Annotated in this window: 14 protein-coding genes; 11 read left to right on the forward strand and 3 right to left on the reverse strand. The window is 51.6% G+C overall.

Annotation, left to right across the window (positions count from 1 at the left end; translation table 11 throughout):
* Nucleotides 1-12: 12 nt before the first annotated feature.
* Entirely contained in the window at nucleotides 13-609 is a 597-nt protein-coding gene (gene gmk / locus QET40_RS06160; RefSeq protein ID WP_280126299.1) for a guanylate kinase, read from the forward strand.
* Between the two features lie 21 nt (nucleotides 610-630).
* Here the strand turns inward: gmk and rpoN are convergent, their stop codons facing one another.
* Nucleotides 631-2,064 carry an RNA polymerase factor sigma-54 gene (gene rpoN, locus QET40_RS06165; RefSeq protein ID WP_280126300.1) on the reverse strand — a complete coding sequence of 478 codons (1,434 nt, stop codon included), beginning with the start codon at nucleotides 2,062-2,064 and terminating at the stop codon, nucleotides 631-633.
* A gap of 152 nt (nucleotides 2,065-2,216) precedes the next feature.
* Here rpoN and carA point away from each other — a divergent pair, with 152 nt between their 5' ends.
* The 3 genes from carA (at nucleotide 2,217) to QET40_RS06180 (ending at nucleotide 5,406) form a co-directional block, all read left to right on the forward strand.
* Entirely contained in the window at nucleotides 2,217-3,377 is a 1,161-nt protein-coding gene (gene carA / locus QET40_RS06170) for a glutamine-hydrolyzing carbamoyl-phosphate synthase small subunit (protein WP_280126301.1), read from the forward strand.
* A gap of 56 nt (nucleotides 3,378-3,433) precedes the next feature.
* Nucleotides 3,434-4,708: an adenylosuccinate synthase gene (locus QET40_RS06175; protein WP_280126302.1), complete on the forward strand. Its 1,275-nt coding sequence runs from the start codon at nucleotides 3,434-3,436 to the stop codon at nucleotides 4,706-4,708.
* Nucleotides 4,709-4,812: 104 nt separating this feature from the next.
* Nucleotides 4,813-5,406, forward strand: a complete 594-nt coding sequence (locus QET40_RS06180; RefSeq protein ID WP_280126303.1) for a type 1 glutamine amidotransferase family protein — start codon at nucleotides 4,813-4,815, stop codon at nucleotides 5,404-5,406.
* Between the two features lie 166 nt (nucleotides 5,407-5,572).
* Here QET40_RS06180 and serS read toward each other — a convergent pair whose 3' ends face one another.
* A complete protein-coding gene (gene serS, locus QET40_RS06185) occupies nucleotides 5,573-6,841 on the reverse strand; it encodes a serine--tRNA ligase (RefSeq protein ID WP_280126304.1) in 1,269 nt (422 codons plus the stop codon).
* Between the two features lie 129 nt (nucleotides 6,842-6,970).
* On the opposite strand from serS, the gene QET40_RS06190 reads away from it, so the two are divergent.
* From QET40_RS06190 to QET40_RS06205, 4 genes are all read left to right on the forward strand, one after another.
* The gene (locus QET40_RS06190) at nucleotides 6,971-8,596 is read left to right on the forward strand and encodes a beta-N-acetylhexosaminidase (RefSeq protein ID WP_280126305.1); all 1,626 of its coding nucleotides are present in this window, start codon (nucleotides 6,971-6,973) and stop codon (nucleotides 8,594-8,596) included.
* A gap of 100 nt (nucleotides 8,597-8,696) precedes the next feature.
* On the forward strand, nucleotides 8,697-11,525 hold the full coding sequence (gene polA, locus QET40_RS06195; protein ID WP_280126306.1) for a DNA polymerase I: 2,829 nt from the start codon (nucleotides 8,697-8,699) through the stop codon (nucleotides 11,523-11,525).
* A gap of 28 nt (nucleotides 11,526-11,553) precedes the next feature.
* Nucleotides 11,554-12,084: a hypothetical protein gene (locus tag QET40_RS06200; protein ID WP_280126307.1), complete on the forward strand. Its 531-nt coding sequence runs from the start codon at nucleotides 11,554-11,556 to the stop codon at nucleotides 12,082-12,084.
* 29 nt (nucleotides 12,085-12,113) lie between these two features.
* On the forward strand, nucleotides 12,114-12,932 hold the full coding sequence (locus QET40_RS06205; protein ID WP_280126308.1) for a nitrilase-related carbon-nitrogen hydrolase: 819 nt from the start codon (nucleotides 12,114-12,116) through the stop codon (nucleotides 12,930-12,932).
* A gap of 76 nt (nucleotides 12,933-13,008) precedes the next feature.
* On the opposite strand, the gene QET40_RS06210 is transcribed toward QET40_RS06205, so the two are convergent.
* A complete protein-coding gene (locus tag QET40_RS06210; RefSeq protein WP_280126309.1) occupies nucleotides 13,009-21,594 on the reverse strand; it encodes an autotransporter-associated beta strand repeat-containing protein in 8,586 nt (2,861 codons plus the stop codon).
* Nucleotides 21,595-22,411: 817 nt separating this feature from the next.
* Between QET40_RS06210 and QET40_RS06215 the strand changes: the two genes are divergently transcribed.
* Genes QET40_RS06215 through QET40_RS06225 form a run of 3 tightly spaced genes read left to right on the forward strand, consistent with a single transcriptional unit; the run spans nucleotide 22,412 to nucleotide 26,495 of the window.
* The gene (locus QET40_RS06215; RefSeq protein ID WP_280126310.1) at nucleotides 22,412-24,067 is read left to right on the forward strand and encodes a hypothetical protein; all 1,656 of its coding nucleotides are present in this window, start codon (nucleotides 22,412-22,414) and stop codon (nucleotides 24,065-24,067) included.
* Nucleotides 24,068-24,069: 2 nt separating this feature from the next.
* Complete coding sequence (locus tag QET40_RS06220; RefSeq protein WP_280126311.1) at nucleotides 24,070-24,663, forward strand: hypothetical protein; 594 nt, start codon at nucleotides 24,070-24,072, stop codon at nucleotides 24,661-24,663.
* 35 nt (nucleotides 24,664-24,698) lie between these two features.
* Complete coding sequence (locus QET40_RS06225; protein WP_280126312.1) at nucleotides 24,699-26,495, forward strand: hypothetical protein; 1,797 nt, start codon at nucleotides 24,699-24,701, stop codon at nucleotides 26,493-26,495.
* Nucleotides 26,496-26,662: the final 167 nt, after the last annotated feature.

Here is a 26,662-nt window from a genome sequence, read left to right on the forward strand (position 1 = left end):
TCTTTTCTCTCCATGAACCAACTGGGATCCCTCCTCGTCGTCTCCGGACCGTCAGGTTCCGGTAAAACAACCCTCTGCCGCCGGGCCACCGATGCCGGTCTCTGCCGTTACTCCATCTCCTGCACGACACGCCATCCGCGCGAAGGAGAGCGTAACGGATTCGATTATCACTTCCTCACCATGGACGCCTTCACAGCCAAGACGGACTCCGGAGAATTCCTGGAACACGCCACCGTCCACGGCAATTGTTACGGCACGCTTAAATCGGACATCATCGACCTCCTTCAACAAGGCATCAACATTGTCATGGACATCGACGTCCAGGGTGCCGGCCAGGTACGCGCCTGCGATGACCCCATCATCCGCAAAGCCTATGCCGATGTGTACATCCATGTTCCCCAGCAAGAACTCGAAGCCAGGCTTCGCGGACGCAATACGGACTCAGACGATATCATCGCCCTGCGCCTCTGCAATGCTGCCGAAGAAGACGCCTGCATCGGCAATTACCAATATGTGCTGACTTCCTCCGACCGGGAAACCGACTACGCTTCCTTCTCATCCCTTCTCATCGCTCTCGGTCTACGCAGAACGCTTATATTGGAACCGTAAGGCGGCCCCCACATCCCACCTTTATCCCTTCCTGCGTAGCGACGCAGGAAGCACCTTCATCTGCTCCCTGTACTTCGTCACCGTGCGGCGGGCAATCCGGATACCCCGGTTTTCCAATTCCCGGGTCAGGGCAGCATCGCTGTACGGTTTGGAAGAAGGTTCTCCCTCCAGAATTTCTTTCATAACGGTCTGGACCGCCACCGCCGCCAAAGCATCTCCGTCACCGGATTCTCCTCCATGCTCTCCTGTTGCTTGAACGCCCGAGCCAAAAAAGCTTCTCAACTCCCTGTAGCCCCATTTGCAAAGAAGGTACTTGCCCGCCACAGCGCGCGATACGGTCGAAACGTGAACTCCCAGTTCGTCCGCAACCGCTTCCATACCCAGCGGGACAAGGAAACGGTCTCCTTTCCTGAAAAAAGCTTCCTGCTTCCGCACCAGCACACGGGCCACCTGAAGAATCGTCTCCTGTCGTTGCGCAATAGCCCTGATCAAATTGCGCCCCTCGCGAAAACACCGTTTCAAATAATCCCGTACTTCGGCATTTCCTCCGTATTCTGACAATGCCTCTTTATACGAATCGTCCAAACGCAGGCGGGGAACGTAATCCCCGGTTAGCAACACATCAAACGAACCGTCTTCATCTTCTTCAACAAGCACATCGGGAGCAATGTAGGGATTCGTCTCCCGGCTGAATATTGCACCGGGATTGGGATTCATCCTGGCGACCTCTTCCATGGCCTCGGTAACTTCATCCGTTGTTGCCCTAAGCTTCTCGGCAACTTCGCGGTAACGATGCCGAGCCAGATCGTCCCAGCAGTCGCGCACCATCCGAAAAGCCAGGGACTTCCCCGCACCTCCATGCTCCAATTGAATCATCAGGGAATCCCTTAAATCGCGAGCACCGACCCCGTCGGGTTCCAGCCCCCGAAGTACTTCTAAAGCCTCCTTCAGTGTCTTGCGCGACACCCCGTTCTCTTCGGCAATCTCCTCCGGATCCTCCGAAAAAAAACCACGCTCATCCAGATAATCAACCAGTAACAAAGAGGCACGTTCCACATCACCGGGTAAGGACTCCCGAAGGATTTGCTCGCGCAGATAACCGGACAAGGATTGAGATCCGGCAATGGAATCGTATGCAAAATCATGACGGGCAACGGCATCGCTGTCATATCCGCCCGCTTCCTCATCCCGATCCATTGCATCATCGGTCATATACGATTCCCAGTCGTCACCGGTACCGTCCGACCAGTCATCCCGTCCTTCATCGAAGGGTTCTTCCAGAGAAACAAGATCATCCGGACGTTCTTCCTCCAATGCTGGATTGCTCTCAAGAGCCTCCCGGACAATCTGACCCAGTTCCATGGACGATGCCTGCAGGACACGCACCCCCATCTGCATGGCTGTTCCGGCAACCATGCGCTGGGTCATTCCTTGCTGCAGGGATCCATCGCTCACACGCCCGGAAGCCTATCCGTAACGCAGATTCTGTGCAAGATCGATGTTGGACAGAGGAATTCATGACCGCTTTCATGGAAAAGTCCCCCAATGGATCAAGATTCTCTTGCAATGAATGAATTGGGCCATTAGATTGTCCCGGCTTAAAACTGATGAAGGCAATCCTCGCACTTGAAGACGGTACAATTTTTGAGGGTATAGCATTCGGAGCCTCCGGCACGACAACCGGGGAATCCTGCTTCAATACCTCCATGACAGGGTATCAGGAGATACTCAGCGATCCTTCCTATCGTGGACAAATTGTAGCAATGACCTATCCCATGATCGGCAATTACGGGGTCAATGAAGAAGACAACGAATCCTCCGGCCCTCAAGTCCGCGGCTTTGTCATTGAAGAACTTTCTAAAATTCCCTCGAACTGGCGTTCACAGGAAAGCCTTGATACCTGGCTCGCCCGCCACGGCATTCTCGGTATCCAAGGCGTCGATACGCGGAAACTTACCAAGCATCTGCGCTCCGCGGGAGCCATGAGAGCCTGCATCTCCACCGACCTTTCCGCTGCCGAAGCCGTGGAAGCCGCCCGTCACAGCGCTCCCATGGAAGGCAGCGACTTCGTTCAGGAAGTCTCCACTTCATTCAACTACCACTGGGAAGACGAATCCCGTAATTGGGTATTGCCCAACGTTTGCGCCGGGCAATCCGGCAACTACGAAAAACTGCCTCCCGTCAAATATAACATTGTCGCCTACGACTTCGGAATCAAGCGCAACATTCTCCGCAGTCTCCGCAGGGCAGGATTCGACGTAACCGTCGTTAACTCCAGGACCAAGGCCGAAGAAATCCTCTCAATGGACAAAGACGGCCTCTTCCTCTCCAACGGGCCCGGCGATCCGGCTGCTCTCGGCTACATCCATGAGGAAATCCGCAAGTTGCTTGGCAAACTGCCTATCTTCGGCATCTGCCTCGGCCACCAGATCCTCGGCCATGCCTTCGGGGCCAAAACCTACAAGCTCAAGTTCGGCCACCGCGGCGGCAACCAGCCCGTCAAAGATCTTCGCTCCGGCAAAGTCGCCATCACCTCCCAAAACCACGGATTCGCCATTGACCCCGATACTCTGCCGGACGATGTTGAAGTCACCCACATCAACCTCAATGACGGCACAATCGAAGGCATCCGTCACAAGTCCCTGTCCGTCTTCTGCGTCCAATACCACCCGGAAGCCGCACCCGGTCCTCATGACGCGAACTACTTCTTCGCCGAATTCGCCGGACTTATCGAAGATTTTCGTTCCGGTTCCAGCAACCGGGCTTAAAGCGACAACAAAAAAATTGATTCTCAAAAAATAACGACCATACTGGTTTTTTTACCATGAACACCATCATTATCGGTTCCCAATGGGGGGACGAAGGAAAAGGAAAACTCATCGACTTTTTAACAGAAACCGCAGACGTTGTTGCCCGCGGACAAGGCGGTAACAACGCAGGGCATACAGTCATTGCCAACGGTCAGAAATACATCCTGCACCTTGTGCCCTCAGGCATCCTGTGGCCCGGTAAACTGTGTGTAATCGGCAACGGTGTTGTCCTCGACCCTATCGGCCTCGTTGAAGAAATGGAAACCCTCCGCAAGCAGGGTATCGTCATCAACTCGGAAAACCTCCTTCTCTCCGACCGCGCCCACCTCGTTCTTCCTTTCCACAAGGAGATGGACGCCGCTTCCGAATCCTCCCTCGGCAAAAAGGCCATCGGTACCACCAAGCGCGGCATCGGCCCGACCTACGCCGACAAAGCACGTCGCATCGGCGTTCGCGTAGCAGACATGCGTTGCCCGAAAATCTTTGAAGAAGTCTTGCGCAACCGTATCCAGCGCGCCAATATCGAACTCCAAAACATGGGGGCCGCTCCCATGGACGAAGACAAAATGATCGCCGAAGTAGAAGCGGCAGCCAAGGTGCTCCGTCCCCACATCGCCAACACCATCCCGGTAATGAACAAGGCGATCAAGGAAGGCAAGAGTATCCTCTTCGAAGGAGCCCAGGGCGCATTCCTCGACGTTGACTTTGGTACCTATCCTTTCGTCACCTCCTCCAACACCTCGTCTGCCGGATCATGCACCGGAACGGGAGTGCCGCCCCATAAGATCGACCGCATCATCGGCGTCTGCAAGGCTTATACCACCCGCGTCGGTTCCGGGCCTTTCGTCACGGAAGATGCTGAAATCGCCGACTACCTCCATGGCCTCGGACGCGAATTCGGAGCTACGACCGGACGTCCCCGCCGCTGTGGCTGGGCTGATGCCATCCTTCTCCGCTTTTCCGCCATGTTCAACGGTTTCGACGAATTGGCCATGACCAACCTTGATGGGCTCGACCAGTGCAAGACGATCAAAATCTGCGTCGGTTACGACCTCGACGGTGAAATCCTTGAATATCCCCCTGCCCGTTGTGAAGAATGGGAACGCTGCAAACCGGTCTACGAAACACTGCCCGGCTGGATGCAGGACATCTCTTCCTGCCGTTCCTGGAAGGAAATCCCGGAGAACGCCAAGAAGTTTGTCGCACGCCTGTCCGAACTCATCGGTACTCCGATCACTACAATTGGTGTCGGCCCCGACCGCGAACAGACAATTGCCGTCGAAGCCTGATTGGCGACACGATATATTCTTGAATCATCCCAAAGCCGTTTCCCCAGCCCGCAGGAGGAAACGGCTTTTCATTTTCTTCCGACTTCCTTACCATTGCTTCAGAAATGAAAAAAGAAGTTCTCTTTGTCCTGCTCCCCGACTTTGCCGACTGGGAAATCGCCTACATCGCGGCATTCCTGAATTTCGGTCTGGAACCAGGCCGCGCAAAATACACCGTCAAAACACTTTCGCTCAGCAAGGAACCCGTCGTGTCAATCGGCGGGCTCAAGGTTCTGCCCGATTACAGTTTAGAGGATGCACCATCAGACTACGCAGGGCTGATTCTAATAGGCGGCATGAGTTGGTTCACACCCGAAACCGTGAAAATCGTCCCTTTCGTCCAGACTGCTATCGACGACAACAAAATCGTGGCGGGCATCTGTAACGCCTCTGTGTTCCTTGCCATGCATGGATTTCTCAATGAAGTGAAGCACACCAGCAATGGATTGGAATATCTGAGACAATTTGCCGGAACCAATTACACCGGCACCGCCAACTACCTCGATAAACAAGTTGTCAGCGACCACAGTATCATCACAGCCAGTGGTCTCAATCCCCTTGAATTCAGCAAAGCCATCCTTGCCGCACTGGAGGCCGATACCCCGGAGATGATCGAAAAGAATTACCAAAGGTACAAAACGGGGATTTGGATACCTTGACATCCGGGACTCTCCCTCCACCATCCAACAAAAAAACCAGCAGAAAGGGAAACACCCCTCTTCTGCCGGCTTGGATATATTGGATTAAAACAACTTGTCTCCGTTCCGGAGATCAAATTCCGGGTGAAGGCCAGCCCTCACGACGCCGGCCAGTTCCCCGGTTACTTTAGCGGATTTCTTCAGCGCCGAAGTACGGCACCAAGGCTTCCGGGATACGGATTGAACCGTCGGGCTGTTGATAGGATTCAACCAAAGCGACATACAGGCGGGGAAGAGCCGTTCCGGAACCATTCAACGTGTGGCAGAAACGGTTTTTTCCGTCGGCATCCTTGTAGCGCAATTTCATGCGGCGAGCCTGATAATCGACAAAGCAGGAGCAAGAGGAAACCTCCAGATACTTGCCCTGTCCCGGCGCCCAGACTTCAATATCGTAGGTCTTGGCAGACGAGAAACCGAGATCCCCCGTACACAGCTCAATCACACGGTAGTGAAGTCCCAGCTTCTGCAGGATTGTTTCCGCATCGGCCAAGAGAGATTCCAATTCGTCAAACGAATGTTCGGGGGAAACAATCTTGACCAATTCAACCTTGTCAAACTGATGGATGCGGATCATCCCCCTGTTGTCGCGCCCGGCACTGCCGGCTTCACGGCGAAAACAAGGCGTATAAGCCGTCATCTTGATGGGAAGCTGGTCTTCGGAAACGATCATGTCGCGGTACAGGTTCGTGACGGGAACTTCCGCCGTCGGCACCATGAAATACTGCTGGTTTTCCGTACCGTACATGTCATCTTCGAATTTCGGAAGCTGACCGGTGCCTTCCATGCACTCACGCTTCACCATGAAAGGAACCCCCACTTCCTGGTATCCGTGTTCACGGGTCTGGGTATCCAGCAGGAAGTTGATCAGGGCACGTTCCAGCCGGGCTCCTGCGCCACGGTACACGACAAAGCCGGAGCCCGTGATGCGGGTAGCATCTTCAAAAGAAATCATTCCCAGCTTTGTGGCAAGTTCGACATGGTCTTTAGGTTCGGCGATTGCAGGTTTTTCACCCCATTTTTTAATTTCGGGGTTACACGTTTCATCAAGACCGACCGGGCATCCTTCATGAGGCATATTGGGAATACCCATCAGAAGCTCTTCCTGTTCCAGAGCAGCCTGAGCAGCAATAGCGTCAAGCTCCTTGATTCGCTCGCCTATGGTACGCATGCGAAGCTCCAGCTCGGAGGAATCTTCGCCATTTTTCTTCATCATGCCAATCTTCTTGGAAGTGGCATTCCGTTCGGACTGTAAACTTTGCTTTTCCGTTTCGGCATTGCGGCGGGACTCGTCGCACTTCAAGACGGCATCCACCAGCATCCATGCCTCGCCGCCACGCGGTTTGAGGCGTTCCTTGACCATTTCAGGGTTCTCACGAATTATGCGAATATCGAGCATAGCCCGCTCAGATTGCACTTCACACACCCACGAAGCAAGTCCGAATTCCGTTTCTCATCGGACAATTTTATTTCTTTTCCACGGGAAAATTGATAGGATATAAAACCATACCACGTAACTGTTGTACTCATGATCACCGTCAAAAACTTTGCTCTTTTCTCTTGTTCCCTTTGCTGCCTGGTTTCCGGAGTCGAAGCTCTCGACATCGTTTCCATTCCTCAGCCGCGTTCCGTTACGGACGCTCCGGGGCAGTTCAATCTGTCATCGACGGCTACCATCGCCGCCGGCAAAGAGTTGCACAATGAACTCATTTTCCTGGGAACTGCTCTCAAAAAATTCGGCTTACAGGTCAAAACCGCGCCGGACACCTCCGCACGATTTGTTCTCAAGGTAGGAGACATCCCCGGCAAGGAAGCCTACAAACTAACTATTTCACCCAGGCAGGTCATCATCCGGGGAAGCGATCCGGCAGGTGTTTTTTACGGTATCCAGACCCTCCTGCAGCAAATGGAGGACGCCTCCGGCAAAGGTATAAAAAATCTGGATTGCGGCATCGTTGAGGATTCTCCCCGCTACGGATGGCGAGGATTCATGCTGGATGAAGCACGCCATTTCTTCGGGAAGGAAAAAGTTCTTCAAATCCTGGACAATATGGCGAAATACAAACTCAATAAATTCCACTGGCATCTCACCGACGAACCCGGCTGGCGCATGGAAATTAAAAAGTATCCCAAGCTTGCCACAGTAGGCGGCCAGGGATCCTGGAGCCGCCCCAATGACAAAAACGTCCGTTATTATACCCAGGCTGAAATTCGCGATATTATCAAGTATGCCGCCGACCGCCACATCGAAATCATTCCTGAAATCGACATGCCAGGACATGCCACTGCCGCTAACAAAGCCTACCCCGAATACTCCGGAGGCGGTACCAAGGACCACCCCGAGTACACATTCAATCCCGGCAAGGAACAAACTTACTCCTACCTGACCGATATCCTGCAGGAAGTTGCTCACATCTTCCCTTCACCTTACATCCACCTCGGCGGTGATGAAGTCGCCTTCGCCAGTAAATCCTGGGACGATATCTCTGAAGTACAGCAACTCAAAGAGAAAGAAAAGCTCAAATCCAACAAGGATGTCGAACGCTACTTTGTCCATCGCATGACCGACAATCTCAATAAAAAAATCGGTAAAACCGCTATCGGTTGGGACGAAATGTTAGAAGTCCACGCTCCACAGGATCAAACAATCCTCATGTGGTGGCGCCATGACCGGGTTCCGGTCCTGAAGAAAGCCCTTGAGGCCGGTTATAGGACAATCCTCTCTCCGCGCCGTCCTTTGTATTTCGATTTTACCCAGCATCAATCCCACAAATGGGGACGCACATGGAACGGGTTCTGCCCTCTTCAGGACGTCTATGAATTCCCGGACAAAGGCCTGGAGCAGTGGAAAATCCCGTCCGATCAGCAAAAACTCATCATGGGTGTCCAGGCCAATGTCTGGACGGAACGCATTGACACGCCCAAGCGCCTCGACTTCATGATCTGGCCACGCCTCTGCGCCGTCGCAGAATCCGGATGGACTGCCCCGGAAGTGAAAAACTACGACAATTTCCGCAAACGCATGGAAAATGCCTACGCCTCGTTCGACAAGCAAGGTATCTATTACTTTGACGAACGCGACCCGTCCCGTACTCCGGAACCCGTCGGATGCAACAAGGATAACAAGGTCATACCCATGGATTTCCGGGACTGATTTTCTCTCCCGTACAAGGTATTTCCGGGAACGTGCTAATTGCGTTCCCGGAAACCTCGGGTATTGCACCTCCGGAGTCCTGCTGATAATCTTGCCGAAGATGAGTGATCCCGCCCCCAACCGATTGTTCCTGCTGGATGGCATGGCCCTGGCCTACCGCTCCCACTTTGCCTTTATCACCAATCCCATCCGGAATTCCAAGGGGCAAAACACGTCTGCTATCTTCGGATTTGCCAACACCCTTCTCTCCATACTCGACCAGGAAGCCCCTACCCACCTCGCCGCATGCTTTGATACGTCGGTTCCTACGGAACGCCATATCATCTATCCGGAATACAAGGCCAACCGGGAATCCATGCCGGAGGATCTCCGTGCCCAAATCCCGGAAATCATCCGCATGCTGGAAGCTTTCCGTATCCCTATTCTCCGGATTGACGGTTACGAAGCGGATGACACCATCGGCACCCTCACCCGCATGGCGGATGAAACGGACGGCTTTGCCTCCTACATGGTTTCGCAGGACAAAGATCTGGGCCAGCTCATTTCACCTTCATGTTTCCTCTGGCGTCCCGGCAAACGGGGAAATGAACATGAAATCATCGATGTCCCCACTCTGCTTGAACATTGGAATATTAAGGAACCTTCCCAGGTCATCGACATTCTCGCCCTCATGGGAGATGCTTCCGACAACATCCCCGGCATCCCCGGCATCGGAGAAAAAACGGCCAAAACCCTCATTGAAGAATTCGGCTCTGTTGAAAACCTCCTTGCCCACACGGATCAACTCAAAGGCAAACGCCGGGAAAACGTCGAGGCCAATGCCGACAAAGCCATCCTCTCCAAAAAACTGGCCACCATCAACCGTCACGTACCGCTTTCCGTCGGACTGGATGCCCTCGTTCGTCAAACTCCCGATGAGCCGGCTCTGCGCAACTTCCTTCAGGAATACGAACTCCGTACCATCCAGGCACGTTTCTTCGGCAAAAATCCCCCGCGCAACGCTCCCGCCAATCTTCCCCCAGACGACCTCTTTGCTCCGGTCCGTTCAGCTTCCGAGTCCCTCGACGATTCTGCGGATCATCCCGTTACGGTACAGTCCGATGGGCAGCTTACGCTGTTCGAGGACCATCCTGTAAAAACCGTCAACGATATCCCCCACGACTACATCCTCATCAACACGGAGGAAGAACGCCTCCGCCTTGCCCGTCTCCTCGAACAGGCTCCCTCCTGGTGCTTCGACACGGAAACGACCGGATTGGATCCTCTGACGGATTCCCTGCTCGGTATCGCCTTCTGCATGGAACCCCACAAGGCATGGTATGTCTCTATTTCCGATCCATCCGATCTGGAACCCTTCCGTAACGTCTTTGCCGGACCTGCGGAAAAAATCGGGCATAACCTTAAATTCGACATCAAAGTCATGCGGGCGGCCGGCATCAAGGTTGCGGGCCCCTTCTTCGACAGTATGCTGGCGCATGCCCTCGTCAACCCCGGACTGAAGCATGGCATGGATTCTCTCGCGGAAACCATGCTCTCCTACCAGACCATTAAACTTGCCGATATTGCCCCTCCCGGAGAAGGCAAGGGAGTGTTGGATACCGCCGCTGTCCCTATCGAAACCATGGCTCGTTACTCCGCCGAAGATGCAGACATCACCTTCCAACTGGCTGGCCTCCTTCGTAAGGAAGTCCGTGAAAGCGGTATGGAACCTCTCTTTATGGAGATCGAAATGCCTCTCCTGCCTGTCCTTGCCGACATGGAATTCGAAGGAGTCCGCATCCTTCCCAAAGCCTTGGAAGACGCTTCCGATGCCATGACAGGATACCTCGAAGATCTCATCCGAAAGGTCGAACAAGCGGCTGGGCACCCGCTCAACCTCAATTCCCCCAAACAACTCGGAGAATTGCTCTTCGGAGAACTCAAATTGGTCGAAAAACCCAAGAAGACAAAAACCGGGCAATTCGTCACCGATGAAGAAACCCTCTCCACTCTGTCGCAAAAGCACGAAGTCGTTCGTGACATTCTCGCCTACCGTGAAGCAGCTAAACTCAAAGGTACCTATCTCGATGCCCTGCCCCGTTTCATTTCTCCGGCAGACGGACGCATCCACTCCCAGTTCCACCAATTGCTTACTGCTACCGGGCGTCTCGCCTCGCAGGATCCCAACCTGCAAAACATACCTGTTCGCTCCGATCAGGGTAAATTGATTCGTAAAGCATTCGTCCCGAGATCGGATGAATACCTCATCCTCTCCGCCGACTATTCCCAGATAGAACTGCGCATCATGGCGGCCCTCTCCGGAGACGAAGCCATGATCCATGCCTTCCGTGACAATCGCGACATCCACACCGAAACCGCCTCCCGCGTTTACGGAGTCGCCCGGGAAGACGTCACCTCGGACATGCGCCGGGCCGCCAAAATGGTCAATTTCGGAATCATCTACGGCATCTCGGCATTCGGGCTTTCCCAGCGACTTGGTTGTCCGCGCGCGGAAGCAGCCGCCCTCATCGAAAACTATTTCACCCAGTTCCCCGGAGTCAAAGCCTACATGGACACCTTGATCGAAAAAGCCACCCGCCTCGGCTATGCCGAGACACTGTGCGGCAGGAAGCGCATGCTCCCCGATCTCCAGTCCGCCAACAAAAATATCCGTTCTTCCGCCGAACGAACGGCCATCAATACCCCCATTCAGGGCACGGCGGCGGAAATGATCAAAATCGCTATGATCCGCGTCCATCGCCTGCTTGAACAAACCCGTTCCCGCTTGATTCTGCAGATTCATGACGAACTTCTGATCGATCTCCACAAGGAAGAGCAGGAATTGGTCTCCCCCATCGTAGAAACCATGCGGACTGCACTCGTCCTCCCGCATGGCGTCCCAGCCTCCGTAGAGGCCCAGACAGGAGCAAACTGGCTGGAAGCCCATTGAATCCATATCTACCCTTCCCACTCCCTTTATGATCGAAATTATCAAACCCACCCCTTCCGACGCCGCCACCAAACGGATTCTCATCGAATGGTTCAAAGCCGCACGTCCCAAATGGAAACTACCGGCCGATATTTGCATCGGTACTTTCTTTACGGCCATGACCATCTATTCGTTCATGCAGACTCCGGTTCCCTTCTTCACATGGCTGGCTCTGGGGGGTGCCTGCCTCTCTTTCCTTGCCGCATTCGCCTACGTTCCTTTTCTGGCAACCATGGCCCTCAATGCCAATAAAAAGCTTCCTTCTTATTTCAAGGAAAAAACCTACCGGTTTTATCCGATCCATCTTGAATATTCCTATGAAGGAGCCCAAACCGTCACCATTCCATTGGAAAAATTCACGGAAGTCCGCCTCACGGGAAACTTCGTTCTCTTCCTTATCGGTGACAAACTTGCCCTCTGGTTCTCCCAAAATGACGTAGGTCGCGGGGACTGGGATACCATCCTGCGTTTCCTCAACAACAATAACGTCGTCATCAAGGGAGAGCTCTCCCCCCGGTAATATCCGGCTAGCCCTCCGTACCATTCTCCATGTTGATCTGCTGCCTTGCCCCTCTCCCCGGTTCAGCGCCTTGCGATATTCGTTCCATGGCTGAATTCGTCGTTCGGGAAAGCCTCTCCGCTCATCAACACGGTGTATCCGTCATCCTTTGGCCGGAATACCTCTGGGCATTCTGTTCCGATGTCAATACTGCCACTCCCGCGTTACTCGAATCCCTCCTTTCTCCACTCAAGAAGGAAAAACTATTCGTCCTCGCGGGAACTTTGCAAATCGTTTGTTCCGAGGGAAAAGCTCCCTCCAATACCGCCCTGATCCTCAGCCACGGCCAATGGTATCTGCAGGACAAGATCGCTCTGGCTCCCCGCGAAGCATCCATGACTTCCACACACGCCATCCGTCTTTTTACTATCAATGGATTGTGTATTGCCACCCTGATCTGTATGGACGTGGAAATGCCCGAATTGGGAACTCTGCTCAAACAGCAATCCGTCGATATCCTGCTCGTTCCCTTCTGCGTAGAAGACGAGGAAGGAATACGCCGTATTGCCGTTTGTGCGGAAGCCCGGTCCATCGAACTGGGATGCTACACTGCCATCTGCCCTCTCCTGGGTACTCCCCCCGGCAATAAGGCCGAAGCCATAGGCGACATCCAATTCTTCCATCCGGCGCAAAAGGCTTTCGCCAATGTTTCGCCTCCCGTCATCGAACGTACCCAAATCCTCTTGACGGGAACTTGCCCGATCGATTCCAAAGCTCTGCGTCTTGCCCGGCGCAACTGGATGGAATCCACTCCTTCAACATCCTTCTGTTCAGGAATATCTGTAAAATCATCCGATTCGGAATCATGAAAAAGGGCTGCCCCAGCCTCATTCCGGCGGGACAGCCCTTCCACTCCCTGGGTGTTCCTATTGTATTGCGTCTACTTCAGAAGTTGTACCGGTAGCCGATGCTGCCGCTCGCCGATGTCATCCCGCTGCGGATGTCCGCCGTAGCATCCACGAATATCGTCCCCTGGTCGCCCGAGGGAAGGCTCAATCCTGCCCCGAACTGGAGCCCCGTCGTCCCTGCCTTATTCCCCTTCACTTTGCGGCTGAAGCCGGGATTGGACAGGAATCCTACGTTGCCTTCGCTGCGCGTGTCGCCCAGATCCTGCGCCACCTGTACCCGGAGTTCTCCAAGCGATTCGCGACCGAACACGTTCCCGCCGACGATTCCCATCAGGCGACCGCCCACGGACACCGTCGCCGATGTTCCTTCAAGACCGCTCACCCGGAGCCCTGCATTGCCGGCTCCCGTCTCATCGTAATTGGCAACTTCGCTCCGCATCACGCTCACATTGACCAAGGGCTGGAAGATCGCATTGTTCTCCTCGTTCAAGGCAATGTCGTAGGTCGCTTCGTACATCGCTCCATACGTAGAACCGCTCGTCGAGCCGTGTCCCGTGTAACTGCCTTCTCCGTAGTTGACGGTACGGTCGACCGTTCCGTCGCTCCAACCCGCCGTCACGATCAAGTTGTGACCCCATTTGCCCTTCTGGTACCGGGCGAACAGGTTCGCGTAGTAGATGTCCAGGTCGCCGCTCAAAGTGTCGGCTCCTTCAGAAGTCAGTTTGCCATAGCTCGCCGACATCGCCAGCCCCACCGTGAGCCTTTCGCTCAGGTTCGTGTCCACACCAAAGGTTCCGCCCCACGTGTTGTACTTGAACCCGGCAAAGTCCCCCGAATCAGCCAGACGATTGTATGTCCCCGTGGCTTGTACCCAGGCGTTCCACAGCGGCAGTTCGCCGTCGTAATTGTACCCTTCGGGAAGTCCCATGGTCGTCATCCGGTTGCGCAGCAGGGTCTGCTGGTAACGGTAGTCCGCCTGCTGGGCCCCCAGAAGGCTCGTTACCGTGCTGCCGGCGGCGGCTGCCATCTTGTGACTGGCCGAGGAAGCATCGCCTGCCTTCACGTCGTCCATGATGGAGGAGAGGATCAGGTCGAGGTTGCTGCCGCTCTTCTGCAATCCGGCGTTCCACAAAAGTTCGGCCCCGACTCTGGCTGTATCGCTCTGGGCATAGTCGAGCAGCTTGTTGTTGTCGCTATGGACCGGATTGGCAAGCAACGTCTTTCCATCGGCTCCGACGAAAACGGTCGCCGTCGAGTAGAAGAGAGAAATACTCTTCTCAAGAGAAACCTTCCATTGATCCATGACCGTTCCGGCGGCAATCGCGTGATTGTCGGCAGTATCCAGAAAACCGTTGCCTGCCGACATGATCACAAGGTCTTCCAGGGGGAAATTCCAGCCTTCGGAATCATGGTTGATTAAACTGAGATTCATCTCACGGGACAGGGAAATAGTTCCCGTCGTGGTGAGGCCTCCCTTTTCGGATGGAATAACCATTCCGAATGTACTCCCCTGCCCGAATGAAGCGTTTCCTTCCAGTTTCAGCGTAACGGATGCCACAGCCAGTTCGGGATCGGTCGCCCCGAGAATCAAACTGCTCCCCGAACGAACAGTCAGTTCCCTCGCCGAAGTATCGGTCAACAGGGAAAGAACCGCCTTACTCCCTTCTACGGATCCCACCGTCATATTCTGGAAAGCCGCTCCGGCAGGATCGATACTCAGGCCGCCTTCCCGAACATCAAGCTCAATAGAATTCTGATCCAAGAGACCTGTACTCCGGTCAAGATTCAGTAACTGAGTACCTTGCCCCAGTTTAACAAGCGTTCCTTCACCGGACAATTTACCTTCGAAAACAGCATCTTCATCCGTATCGATCGTCACGGTAACACCTTCATTCAAAATCAGTCCCGACTGACGGGAACCGTTCATGCCGGCCAGTGACAAATCGGAACCGGCATCGATATACCAGCTCTTTCCCGTCTTAATGGCAATGCCTTGTTCAAGAACGGAGCCTTCCGAAAGAAGCAACGAACTTCCTTCTCCCATGACAATTGTCCCCGTCCCCTTCAAAGAGGCGGAATTACCCAGCTTGCTGGAATTGTCCGTTCCGGTCAGGAGAATCGTTCCTCCTTGCAGCGTTGCCGTCGTATTGCCGCTCATCACCAGATTGCCTGTTGCCAATTCACCTCCGATGTTCAGCTCTCCCTGATCCCGGACAATAGTTTGGCCTCCTACTTCCGTCATCCTGCCGAGAGACAAATTGGACGTTCCCTCTACCACAAGATCGCCGGAAACCGACGAAACGCCGCCAATGGACAACGCCCCCTGCTGGACAGTCAGATTGGAAGCACTTACATCCCCGGCGATATCCAGTGAAAATTCACCTGTTTTGACAATTGCGGCCGCCCCACTCATGCTTCCGGCATAATCCGTATCCATCACCGCATTCTTCAATTCAACGGTGATGGCCGAAGATGTCCCCGTATCGATCAAAGCTCCGGTGGCCCAGGTATCGCTCTTCAGTTCCTTGGCGACAAGTCTCTGGCCGTCTTCGAGTTCCAGAGTAAGATGACCGTTGACAAAGAGTGAGGGATATGGCGACAACGTATCGGGAGTCCGGATAACTTTGTCGTCGTCCTTTCCGACAATATAAGGATAATCAACATCTTTTCCCGAAATGGTAACGGTACCCCTATCAAGTCCCAGGAAGCGGTATCCGAGACTTTCCAGATAGGGATCGAAGGCAATGTCGCTATCCGTCACAGATCCGGTAATGATACCATTTGTCAGCATAACGTAGTACTGGTCCACCTGGGTTGTCAGGAAGGATTCAATGGAGGAAACATTCAATGTCAACGCCCCCAGATTGAGCTCGCTGGAGGAATTATTGAACTTAACAATGGGAAGAGCCATCGGATTTCCCTGCGTATACAGGTTGGCTTCTCCAAGCGTCAATGTTGCAGCATCAAGACTGATGCTCCCATCGACACCGGAAATGGAACCTCCGGCTTTCGTATTCAGGGATTTAATATTGGAACCGGCAAGATTGCCCAAATCCGACGCGGTCGAAGTCAGGACATCGACGTTCTTTCCTCCCGAGTAATTCTCCATATGGTGGAGATTCCCTCCATTGACAACGATGGTATTGGAATAGGCGAGAGATGAAAAATCCAGCCCTCCGCCTGAAACCGTAATACTTCCCGTGTAGGAAGAAGGAGTATCGTGATTGAGGACAGCTTTTCCGGTTCCCGTTACATGCAGGTTCAGGACACCTGAAACACGGGACAAATCCGTAGCTCCAGCATTGTTCACAACGAGAGTGCCGTCCCCTTCGATCGAACCAAGCCATGTGCTATCCTGCGTTCCGTTGCCAAGACGGACTTCCTTGCCTCCATCGATCGTTAAAGTTCCGGACGATGTATTGTTGCCGCTCAGGGTAAGCGTTCCCTCACCGGATTGACGCAAGGAGGAACTCCCCGTTACGGAAGCGCCCAGTTCGGCGTCTCCGGCATAATTGACGACATACTGGGCTCCTCCCCCCAATTCTACGGCCTGCCCCAGAAGTACGGAGGCCTCGGCGTCGCTGTTCAGGAATGAAACCATCTGCGACGCAGAGAACTTCATATCTCCGGCAAATCCGCTGACATTGCCGGAAAATGTCACGTGAATTCCGGAATCATCCAACCCGGAAAGCATGCCGTTCCCGGTCAATGTACCCGACAACACAATGCCATTGGCCGCGCCGCCATTCGCGAGGAATGCCGCTCCATTGGCACCGATCTCAATGTCAGAGGACACATTAGCCAGTCCCGATGCGTTGCCGAAGAAGACAGCCGCACCGTCAAGAATAAGCTTCGAAGCGTTATCGAACGATGCCCTTCCAACATTGAACAGGTTATTCGACGTCAGGACACCGGGGGGCGATACGGATGACCGAAGTTCAAGTTCACCCGAGAATCCGGAAAAACTTCCCGTCAGGCTGGTTGCCCCGCTTGTCCCCTTTTTCAGGATCGTACGTGTTCCGGCATCCGATTTCAGGAGGGAAATGTCCAGAGAATCATTCCCCAAATCCAAGAGAAGGGCGCCGCCTTTCACGGTCAAATTCTTTGTCATGGATCCTCCCGACATAATCGATAACATGCCCGCCCCCGTCTTCTCCAAAGCAAGTCCCGACTCGGCAAGCCCGGTTGCCCAGACGACGTTATGCAAGACATCGCCGCCAACGCAGATTTTTACCGCGCTCTTGGAAAGGGTGCCCAGGATCCCGGAAATATCCTGATTGCCGGTAGTTCCATAATCGAGGACTCCTCCATTGAACGATATCTTCTGGTTGTTACCCAGCGTCAGCATATGATCACCGGCAGAACCTAGCGTCAATGTCCCATCATTCAGGACAATGGAGCCGGTTCCCAAACCGCCGGAAGAAACAAGAACGATTTCCCCGCCGCCAAGAGTAACTCCGCCGGAGAAAGTATTGGCAGCCTTCTGATCAATAGTGAGTTTTCCCGTACCGCTCTTGTCGAGCATGCCTGTTCCGGCAATAGTTCCTTCCCCCGTCCACGTATAATCGGTGGATTCGGCATCCATAATGATTTTTCCTGGGGAGACACTGTCCCCCGCCCCGGTTCCGATCGTAATCTCGGAGGAAGCCACTCCGGCTATATCCGCAAAATACGCTTCTTTGGAATTGGCGAACTGCTCGGAACCATCCATCCAACCTGCAACATTGGTACTCCATGTCCCATTTCCGGACGCATCTCCCGTCCAGCTCAGCGACGTCAGGCCGCGAACACTCAGATAAAGAGTGTCGTTGATACTGGAAAACGTATAGTACTTCCGGATACTTTCATCCAGAGCAGTCGCCCATGAAGCGGACGCGGCCAACGCATCATATGTTGTACCGTTCAACTGTCCGCTCAAGAGGATATACTTCCCGTCGGACGAAGGGATCACGGCTCCTTCTCCGGAATTATCCAGCGTCACCGTAAATCCTTCTCCAACGCTCAAGGAACCGTTGATCGTCAGAGCGGCGCCGTTGGAGCCGGACATCAGGGACGAGGAGGAAATACTCAAATTGCCTGTCCCCGTCGACAGAGAACCGTCAATAACCTGCAGGGATTCCGCCACGACGAAATCCGCATTCCCGGCATTGATACTGCCTCCGAAAGTCCTAGAGCCCACTTGGGATGCAAAGCGCACCTTCTGGACATCGGTCAGAGTCAGCTGCCCGGTGTACTCCGATGAATCACCGGTAAATGCCATCACTCGCGTACCCGTTGCCGAAGCATTGAGAGAGATCGCCAATGGACCGTTTCCGGCAAGCCCGCCGGCAAAAATCAATTCCCTGGAGCCCTTTAATGTCAGGGAGCCTCCCTCACCGCCAAAATCCGCCGTTACACGCCCACTCAAAGTCATGGAGGAGGAAGCCCCCGAAAAAATCTGAAGCGTCGTAGCCGAGGCACTGGCTTTCAGGAAAATATCATTGTTGATCACAAAGCCGAAAGTTGTCTGGGCAGCGGGCAGACCGGAAAAATTGACCGCACAATTCTTCGCATTGTATGTAGAATCCGTACCTCCGATATAGACATTCCCCGTCCCCCAGGGCGTCAACGTCTGCCCCTCCGTCAAAACAACATTGTTTACATTATATTCGACCAAACTAACCTTGTCGTTTTCGGAGTAGAAACTGGTATCGCCTACATAAGAGTTGGTGATCCAGCCTCCCCGTTGCCGGAAAGTGTTATTTCCCTGGTCATTGACGATATGGAGATTGCCAGTTCCCGTAATCGTTTTGTCGTAATTGATCGTACCGTATGTCAATCCGTCAATACGGACGGTTCCGCCGGTTCCGGCATCTAGAACGATCGAAAGATTGTTGCTGCGGGAAGAACCATTGCCATTCACCAGGGAAAGGCGAGTCTGGTCTCCCATCGTCAACGTTCCCGTTCCGCTAATGTTCGTTGCTGATCCTGTAACGCTCAATCGCGTACCCTCTCCTTTCAGGTGGATATTCAACGTCCCGGAATAAGTAGCACCCTCTCCCAAGACAACAGTTCCCTTCTCGACGGTCAGCGTGGAACCGGATGAATTACTAAAAGCGGCGGAAGTCAAATTGAGCGTCTCATCCCCCGTCTTGACGAACGAACCGGCCAACTTGGAAGTAGCCGTCAATGTCGTTGCCGCACTGGTATTGAGAATGATCGATCCGGTACTGCTCGTCAGAACACCGGAATACGACGTACCGTTCAATGTCAGATTCCCGTCACCGGACTTCGTAATGTTATGTGTATAAAGCGTTTCGTCCGTCGATTCCAAAGTAACGCTCAATCCGGATCCCACTTCGACGAGGACATCCCCCGTACCTTCCGTCTTACCCAGATATAAATCATTCTTCAATCCGAGAATTCCGCCGGAAAAGTTGATACTGGCGTGGGTTCCCAACGCATTGGCTGCACCAAGGACAAGTTTACCGTCGGAAAGAACGACGGAACCGGTATAATCGGGATTCGACATATTGATCTCAACCGTGCCGGTTCCATTCTTATACATGGTAAAACTCCCGGACAATGCTCCGTTCGTTCCGCTCTTCTGATTGAGCACGTAAGTATCCTGGTTATTGTCGAAGGTGACGATTCCTGGCGCAATATTCGATGCCACTTCAACCGTATTGGCAGCAGGCAGCGTACCGACATCGCCGAATGTCACGACATTGCCGTTCTGGAACTGAACGGCCGTTCCCGACGAATCTCGCCAATTGGAAGTTGTCGTATCCCAGATTCCGGTTCCCCCATCGAGATTCCAGAACAGGCTTCCGCTGTTTTTTTCCACGGTTAGAACCAATTTGTTGGCCTCCGGAGTCACCGAATATGTGTAGTTCTGGGCAATCGACGAATTCAGGAACGCCGTAGACAATGCGCCGGACGCCCACGATGCAACGTCAAGTGTCCCGGTGGCCAGAACGTAAGTACCATCCAGATCCGTATGAACCAGCGGGTCAAAATCTCCGCTCAGGCTGAAACTGGATACTCCGGAAGAAGTAATGTTGCCCGACACGGCCAGCAAGGCCGTATCGGTTCCTTTCAACCCGGCTAGAGCATCGACATCGACGGTAAGCATGCTTCCCGTATTCAACGCCAATCCCATCGAGAGATTGGCACTTCCAGCCGTCCCGGTAATATCAAGCCTCTTACCGGCATCAAGCGATAGAACAGGACTGGCAAAGCTCTCGGTCGCGGCAAGATTTCCTCCCCGGTAAATCGTCGTTACTCCATTTCCCAAAGCTGCTACGGAGGCTATTTTGAGAGTACCACCGGATCTGACGATCGTACCGCCGGTATGCTTGTTCTCACTCGTCAAAACAAGGGATCCCGCACCGCTGGTACTCAACCAGCCCGAACCTGACAAAACTCCGGAAAGAGTAATCTGAGCAGCTGTCGCCGCGGTTTGCGTACGTTCCTGAGTCTCACTGTTGACATCATATTTCGTCGTGTCGAAATTGACGGGAGCTCCGCTTCCTTCCACAAGATTGATATTCAAGGCGCATTCCCAATCGGCAGAGGCAGCCAGAGTGCCTCCTGAAAGATTGAGGGCATAGGATGATTTTGAATTTTTGGGGGCATACCGGATCCCATTAGCGCCAAGAACGACCGTTCCTCCGTCCAGCTTGAACACGCCATCAGAACCATTTGTATCGCGATTGACATAAATGCCCTTGGCCCCCATAAAACCGTCGCCGGATACATGTAACGTTCCGGTACACGCGCCCTGCGCTAAAATCACCATATCCTCCAGAAGGATACTCCCCGATACCAAATTCAATGTGGAAGTTTTCCCCCAATTGCCCAATTGAATCGAAAACGTCGTACCACTGTTAGTGTGGGAATCATGCCCCAGGACAGTCAGCTTCCCTCCGTTCATATTAAGCGTCATCGCTCCTCCCCCATTCTGTCCCAAACCTAAATAAGTCTTCAGGGACACATCCGTATTCTCCGAAAAATTCAGAGTTCCGGTGTGCATAGTCATCGAGCCGTTCACCGTTGCGCTCCCGGTCAGGTCAAACGCCGTCGTCGCATTTGCCGTTCTTACGTAAATCCCCCCGAAAGTTCCATTATTCAATTGCGCCGAGCCGCCATTCAAATTCAATGTCGTGATCGTAGTACCAGCCGTATTGAGAACGTTGGTTCCCGATGTGAGATTCATTGTCGTAATCGTCGACCCGGCAAAGAGAGACAACGTCGCCCCTGACATAGTGGCGGTAGCGGCAGTCGTCTTGACATTGTTAAAAATCAATTCTCCTGTGGTCAGGGTGAGCGCCCCCGTCAAATTCAGGAGGGTAGTCTCGGATGTTCCCGTCGAATCGACAGTCAGTTTTCCTTCGGACAATGTCAAATTGGTACCGGCAATGGCCGTCTCATCCGTAATGCTGAGAGTAGAACCGTCCGCAGCCGCCTTGACCGTTGCAGAATCACTATCAGCCCAGGCGGCGCCATCGTTCCAGTCAGTCGTAGTATTCCAAGTAGCCGTCTTGGTATTACCACTTAAGTCCAATGACTTATCAGCTGCATAGGTGACAGATAAGCAGGAGAGAAGAGACGATAGAAGGTAAACAGGAAGTCTCAGTTTCATAGGAGTAAGAGAAGATGGTAGTATCTCAATCTATCGATTTACTCATCCGCTGTCAACTATTCTTCTTACAATGAAACAAAAGTATAATTATATGATAATAAGTATTTTACAAAACGGATTGTTTTTACAGGCATAAAAAATAAATCTATCATCATTCATTTTACATGATTATTATCAATATGTGGTACTGAATTTGAGCGGATGAGTAATCCGCTATACATCTTTCGTTTTTTGCATTATCAAAATAATACAAAATTTTATCAAATACGAGAGAAATTTCTCTTCAGCAAATATTTTAAACTCCAGGATCTTTCTCGACCTGTAATTCAGATTTGCTGGTAAAAGCAGGATGCTAGTTCCCTTATGCGGCAAATCTCATACCGACCTCCTTCATAAATTCGTCTTTCCATAGGATGATGTTATGAGACTGTTCTCCGATATGTTTCGCTTTGTCACAGCCAGAATGTATGCGGAACTCTTCGACATCCCCTATCTCTTCCTTAAGCTACGACAGAACTTTCACAGAGAATCTGGTGCAAAACCATCGATTTGATCATCCGCTGTCAATCATTCTTCTCATAAGAAGAAGAATATGGAAATAGATAATAATAAGGGATTTGCAAATCCCTTATTATTAACCGCATGAAAATGAGAAGCTATAATTTACCTATTTTACATCATTATTATCAGCATGTAACATAAAATTCAAGCGGATGATCAATCCGCTATGGTCTAGTTATGTCCGCACAAAAAACGTCAATGCGGAATTTCCAATTTTATCGAATTTATGAGAACTCACACCACCTATTATTTCTTTGTGAATCTGTTACTCCTATTCATTTGGGGAGAACTTCCTGGTTTTTCCCAGGGAGCTTTTGGAGTTACCCGGGAAGCACTTGATGATGCGTCTTTCAAAAGTGCCAAAGATGCCAACGGCAATCCCGTAACAGCTCTTGTGCGCCCCAGTGATCTGTTTGGCAAGGAAATCACTACAGACATCCGTTCACTTATCCGATCGGGGGAATGTCAACTAAGTACTTCCAGATACCAGCCGATTGTCTCTCTGAATGTACCGGGATCGTCCTGTTCCGGCTCTTTTCAAATACCTGTCCGAGGGAAGTATAGACTCGAATTGACGATTAGCAATTCTTCCAACATATCATTCCCGTTCGACATCACGGTAGGCAATCAAAAATATACATGGCAATCACCTAACTGGAAAATCTTTGGCCTGTTCACCTTTATCGTTTTGAGAAACATACCGGTTGAAAAAGGATCATGCACCGTCACCATCACACGGTCCGAAAAAGAACAGGGACCGGGAGGACCTCTAATCATTTCCTCAATCAGGCTCATCCCGGAACACATCTCCGAAACATGCGTGACCATACGTCCGGAAGCTGCCTGGGTAGAATCGAAAGGTCCGCGCCGTCTGTTCCAGGACAATACAGCAAGCCTCGGAAAATTTCAGGAAAAAGGAGCCGGGGCTGCCTGGGAAATCAATATACCGCTTTCCTCACTCTACGCGGTTGAAGTCGATTACAAATCGTCTCTCTCCTATGCAAAACCGTTCTCTTTCCGGTTACACAACTGGAATCGTCAAGCAGGCGCCGTTCCTTCCTTTCAATGGAATGCCGAACCAACTGGCGAAAAATACATCACAAAAACAATAGGTATCGCTAATCTGATCCAGGCCTCCAACAAAGCCAGCCTCGTTCCCGAAAGCAACCCTTCGCCTTCGGAACAGAACGACACTCCAGCTATTCTCGCCATTAAATTACGCCCCATTTCGGAACAAGATGCCTCCACGCTCCGGCAGTTGCTTTCCAAAAACATGCCTGCCGGCCCCCCCCCTTCTCCCGCCAGTAAAAAGGAAGAAGAATTTGGTATAAGCACGTTCCCGGAACTCTCCGCTCCACCTGCCATGAATGGGGAAATGCCATTCCTTCAGGAATTTACGAAAAATTATGAAATGCGAACTAAAAACCTGAAAGACAAATACGTCGCATCTCTTAAAAAACTCCAACAGAAATATGTCCAGAATCAGGATTTTTCCGCTGTTGCCGCTATTCAGGAACTCATTTCCAATCCGGATAACCTGATCATCTCTCCAACCAAAGATATATCCGAGGCTCAAACATCCTCCAATACTTCCGTTCCGACAGATAAACAGGATTCCGCAACCACCGCTACCCCTAAAAAAGAGGTAGTCTTTACCATGAGCGATACATCGTTTCTCGGTCGCTGGAAATCAACAACCCAGGATACCGTTTATACATTCTGGACTCGAAAACGCGTCAAATGTGTCGAAAACGGCAAGCGCAGCAAGAAAGCGAAATCGTATTACCGATACGGCAATTATTTATCGGTCTTATCTGATGAAGGGAATTTAACCACAAGAGTTTATCAAACGGACAAGGATACCCTCAATATCGAAGGGAAAGAATTCAAACGACTGAAAGGAGAAGAATAACCATGAAACTCTCACCATCATTTCTTAACGCCGTTCTTTGGACGACTGTTTCCGTATCGCCTTCAATCCTGTATGCCTCCAACACGGACGACCTGCCGAAAGAAGCCTTGAACATGGCGCGTATCTACGCCAGCCAAAAAGAAAAACTGGAGGAACAAATCAAGCAATCATATCTCCGGCTCCTCCGTCAACGACAAGCCGAATATGCTCAAAAGCAGCAATTCGATCAAATCGCCGAAATCCAGAAAGTGATCCAGGCTGCGGAAAGCATGCCTCCTTCGGAACTCTTCGCGCCTAAAAAACAAGAAATACCTATCCGACATCTCGTCGGAACATGGGAATACATTCACAACGGTCAACCCACTATTTCCATTACGATCAATCCTGACGGAACATGCTCCCGACACAACAAGAATCAAAAAGCCGTACTGGGAGCATGGCAGTGGGCATTTCAGGTCAGGAAAATCGGAGAAAATAAGTTCATTTTCTACTCTCCTAGTACCAACTCCATCTTAGGAAGATTCCACTTCGTCGATGACGATACGATTGACATGCCATACGTCGGATCTGCCTTCTACAAAAGAAAAAAGCAATAACTTGCGGCACTTAACTCACAACCGACACTATATCCATGAATCCCAAAAAACAATGGACTCTCTTCATACTATGCCTGCTTTCCCTTGATAGCAGTTTACAAGTAGCCTGTGCCCAGGGATTTGGTCGCACTAAAGAAGAACTTGAGCAAGCCTCTCAAAGGGACCGAAACCGCCGGCCCCTCAAAAACATATCTCTGTTCCGACCCAGCGAACGCTACAAAGCTGAAATTCCTCTGCCTCTCAAATCCCTCACATTCGAACAAGGAAGCAAGATAGAATATTACAGCAACCGGGACATCATCGGATACTTCGATTCCAAAGGAACCGCCGTTAAAGGAAATTTTAAAATTCCCGCTGCTGGAACCTATAATCTGGAATTGGTATACAGAACTGGCAGTCGACAGCCTTCTCCTTTTACCATTAAGATCGGGAACCGGACTTTCAACTGGGAAACCCAACCTTCCTTTCTTTTTCAACCCTATGTGATAGGGCCACTAACTCTCCCGGCCGGAGAATGCCCATTGGCTATTATCCAGCAAAACAATCAGGAAAGCTCTCTTTGCCTCTCTTCAATGAGGTTGATTCCGGCAATTTTTCCTGCTTCCCAACTCGTGTTGAGAGCCGAAAGCGCCTGGCTGGATACAAATGGCCCGCGTTGTATCCCTCACGAGAACGTGAGCGTCTGGAAAAATTTTAAGGATAAGAATCAAGGTGGAACCTGGGAATTCGACATTCCTGAAACAGGTTCGTACGCAGTAGAAGTCGACTACCAATCCCGACTGGAATCCTCCAAGGATTTTGTGGTTTTACTACCCTCCCATTCTATGAACATCCCTTGGAAAGCGGAACCGACCCAGGGACGGTTCATGACGAAAACAGTCGGCGTTCTGCAACTGAATAAAGGACACTACAAAATTTCTCTTAGAGCGGAAGAAACCGTCATGGAATCCGATTTCGGAATCCTTCTGGTTACCTTAATCCCCTTATCTTCCCAGGAAACCGTTGCTATCACTGAGATCCTCCGACAAAATGCCCCCGCTCCAACTACCGTTCCATCATCTTCCCCGACTCCAGGCAAAAGCAAAGACGTTCCCTATTTTGGAGTAGCAGTTTTCCCGGAACTTGCAAAACGACCCGAATCTGAAAATCCCCTCATTGCGCAGGATCAGTTCACGGAAATCTACAAGACAAAAACAGAAAGATTGAGAAACAAATACATCGCCACGTTGAAAAAGCTTCAACAAAAATATGTGCAATATCAGGATTTTGCGGCTGTTGCAGCCATTCAGGAAATTATCAAAAATCCGAATACTCCGCCAAAAGATACCGGATTCCCCAACGAGACTATCCGCTTCGTCAAAGCCTACGAAATTCAAAACAATCAGCTTGAAGAACAAATCAAACAATCCTATCTCCAGGAGTTGAGACAGTTGCAGGCCGGTTTTGCCGAAAAACAGCAATTCGACCAAATTGCCGAAATTCAGAAGATCGTCAAAAACGTGGAAGAAAAGTCGCCGAAAGAACTTTTCACACAACAACGGGAAAAATCATCCATCCGTTATCTCGTCGGAACATGGGAATGTATAGGTAAAAACAATATCCGTACATCTATTACGATTAATCCGGACGGACAATGCACAAGACTGGATAATGGACAAAAACCAAAGGCTCAATGGGGATGGGCTTTCCAAGTCCGGAAAACGGGTGACAATCAATTCATCTTCTTTTCTCCATCTATCAAAGAAATCCTGGGAAGATTCCACTTCGTCGATGATGATACGTTCGACATGCCATGGCATGGTTCATGCCTCTACAAAAGAAAAAAGGAATAGTTTGTGAAAATCTTTTATTGCGCTTTCTATCCTATCACTAAATTCGACATTAATTTTCCCTTCCGAGTTTCTTTTCAAAAAGTTAATAAATCTTATAAAAAATAAATTATATTTCAAAAAGACAAAAAAAATTAGCCATATTCTAATCATTTTCAAGTATCGGTTGC

It is taken from the genome of Akkermansia sp. N21169 (assembly GCF_029854675.1).
Lineage (GTDB): Bacteria > Verrucomicrobiota > Verrucomicrobiia > Verrucomicrobiales > Akkermansiaceae > Akkermansia.

Coding starts and splice junctions, on each gene's coding strand:
- QET40_RS06225 (WP_280126312.1), top strand. CDS start 24,699: ATGAATCCCAAAAAACAATGGACTCTCTTCATACTATGCCTGCTTTCC.
- polA (WP_280126306.1), top strand. CDS start 8,697: ATGAGTGATCCCGCCCCCAACCGATTGTTCCTGCTGGATGGCATGGCC.
- carA (WP_280126301.1), top strand. CDS start 2,217: ATGAAGGCAATCCTCGCACTTGAAGACGGTACAATTTTTGAGGGTATA.
- QET40_RS06190 (WP_280126305.1), top strand. CDS start 6,971: ATGATCACCGTCAAAAACTTTGCTCTTTTCTCTTGTTCCCTTTGCTGC.
- gmk (WP_280126299.1), top strand. CDS start 13: ATGAACCAACTGGGATCCCTCCTCGTCGTCTCCGGACCGTCAGGTTCC.
- serS (WP_280126304.1), bottom strand. CDS start 6,841: ATGCTCGATATTCGCATAATTCGTGAGAACCCTGAAATGGTCAAGGAA.
- QET40_RS06180 (WP_280126303.1), top strand. CDS start 4,813: ATGAAAAAAGAAGTTCTCTTTGTCCTGCTCCCCGACTTTGCCGACTGG.
- QET40_RS06220 (WP_280126311.1), top strand. CDS start 24,070: ATGAAACTCTCACCATCATTTCTTAACGCCGTTCTTTGGACGACTGTT.
- QET40_RS06205 (WP_280126308.1), top strand. CDS start 12,114: ATGTTGATCTGCTGCCTTGCCCCTCTCCCCGGTTCAGCGCCTTGCGAT.
- QET40_RS06210 (WP_280126309.1), bottom strand. CDS start 21,594: ATGAAACTGAGACTTCCTGTTTACCTTCTATCGTCTCTTCTCTCCTGC.
- QET40_RS06200 (WP_280126307.1), top strand. CDS start 11,554: ATGATCGAAATTATCAAACCCACCCCTTCCGACGCCGCCACCAAACGG.
- QET40_RS06175 (WP_280126302.1), top strand. CDS start 3,434: ATGAACACCATCATTATCGGTTCCCAATGGGGGGACGAAGGAAAAGGA.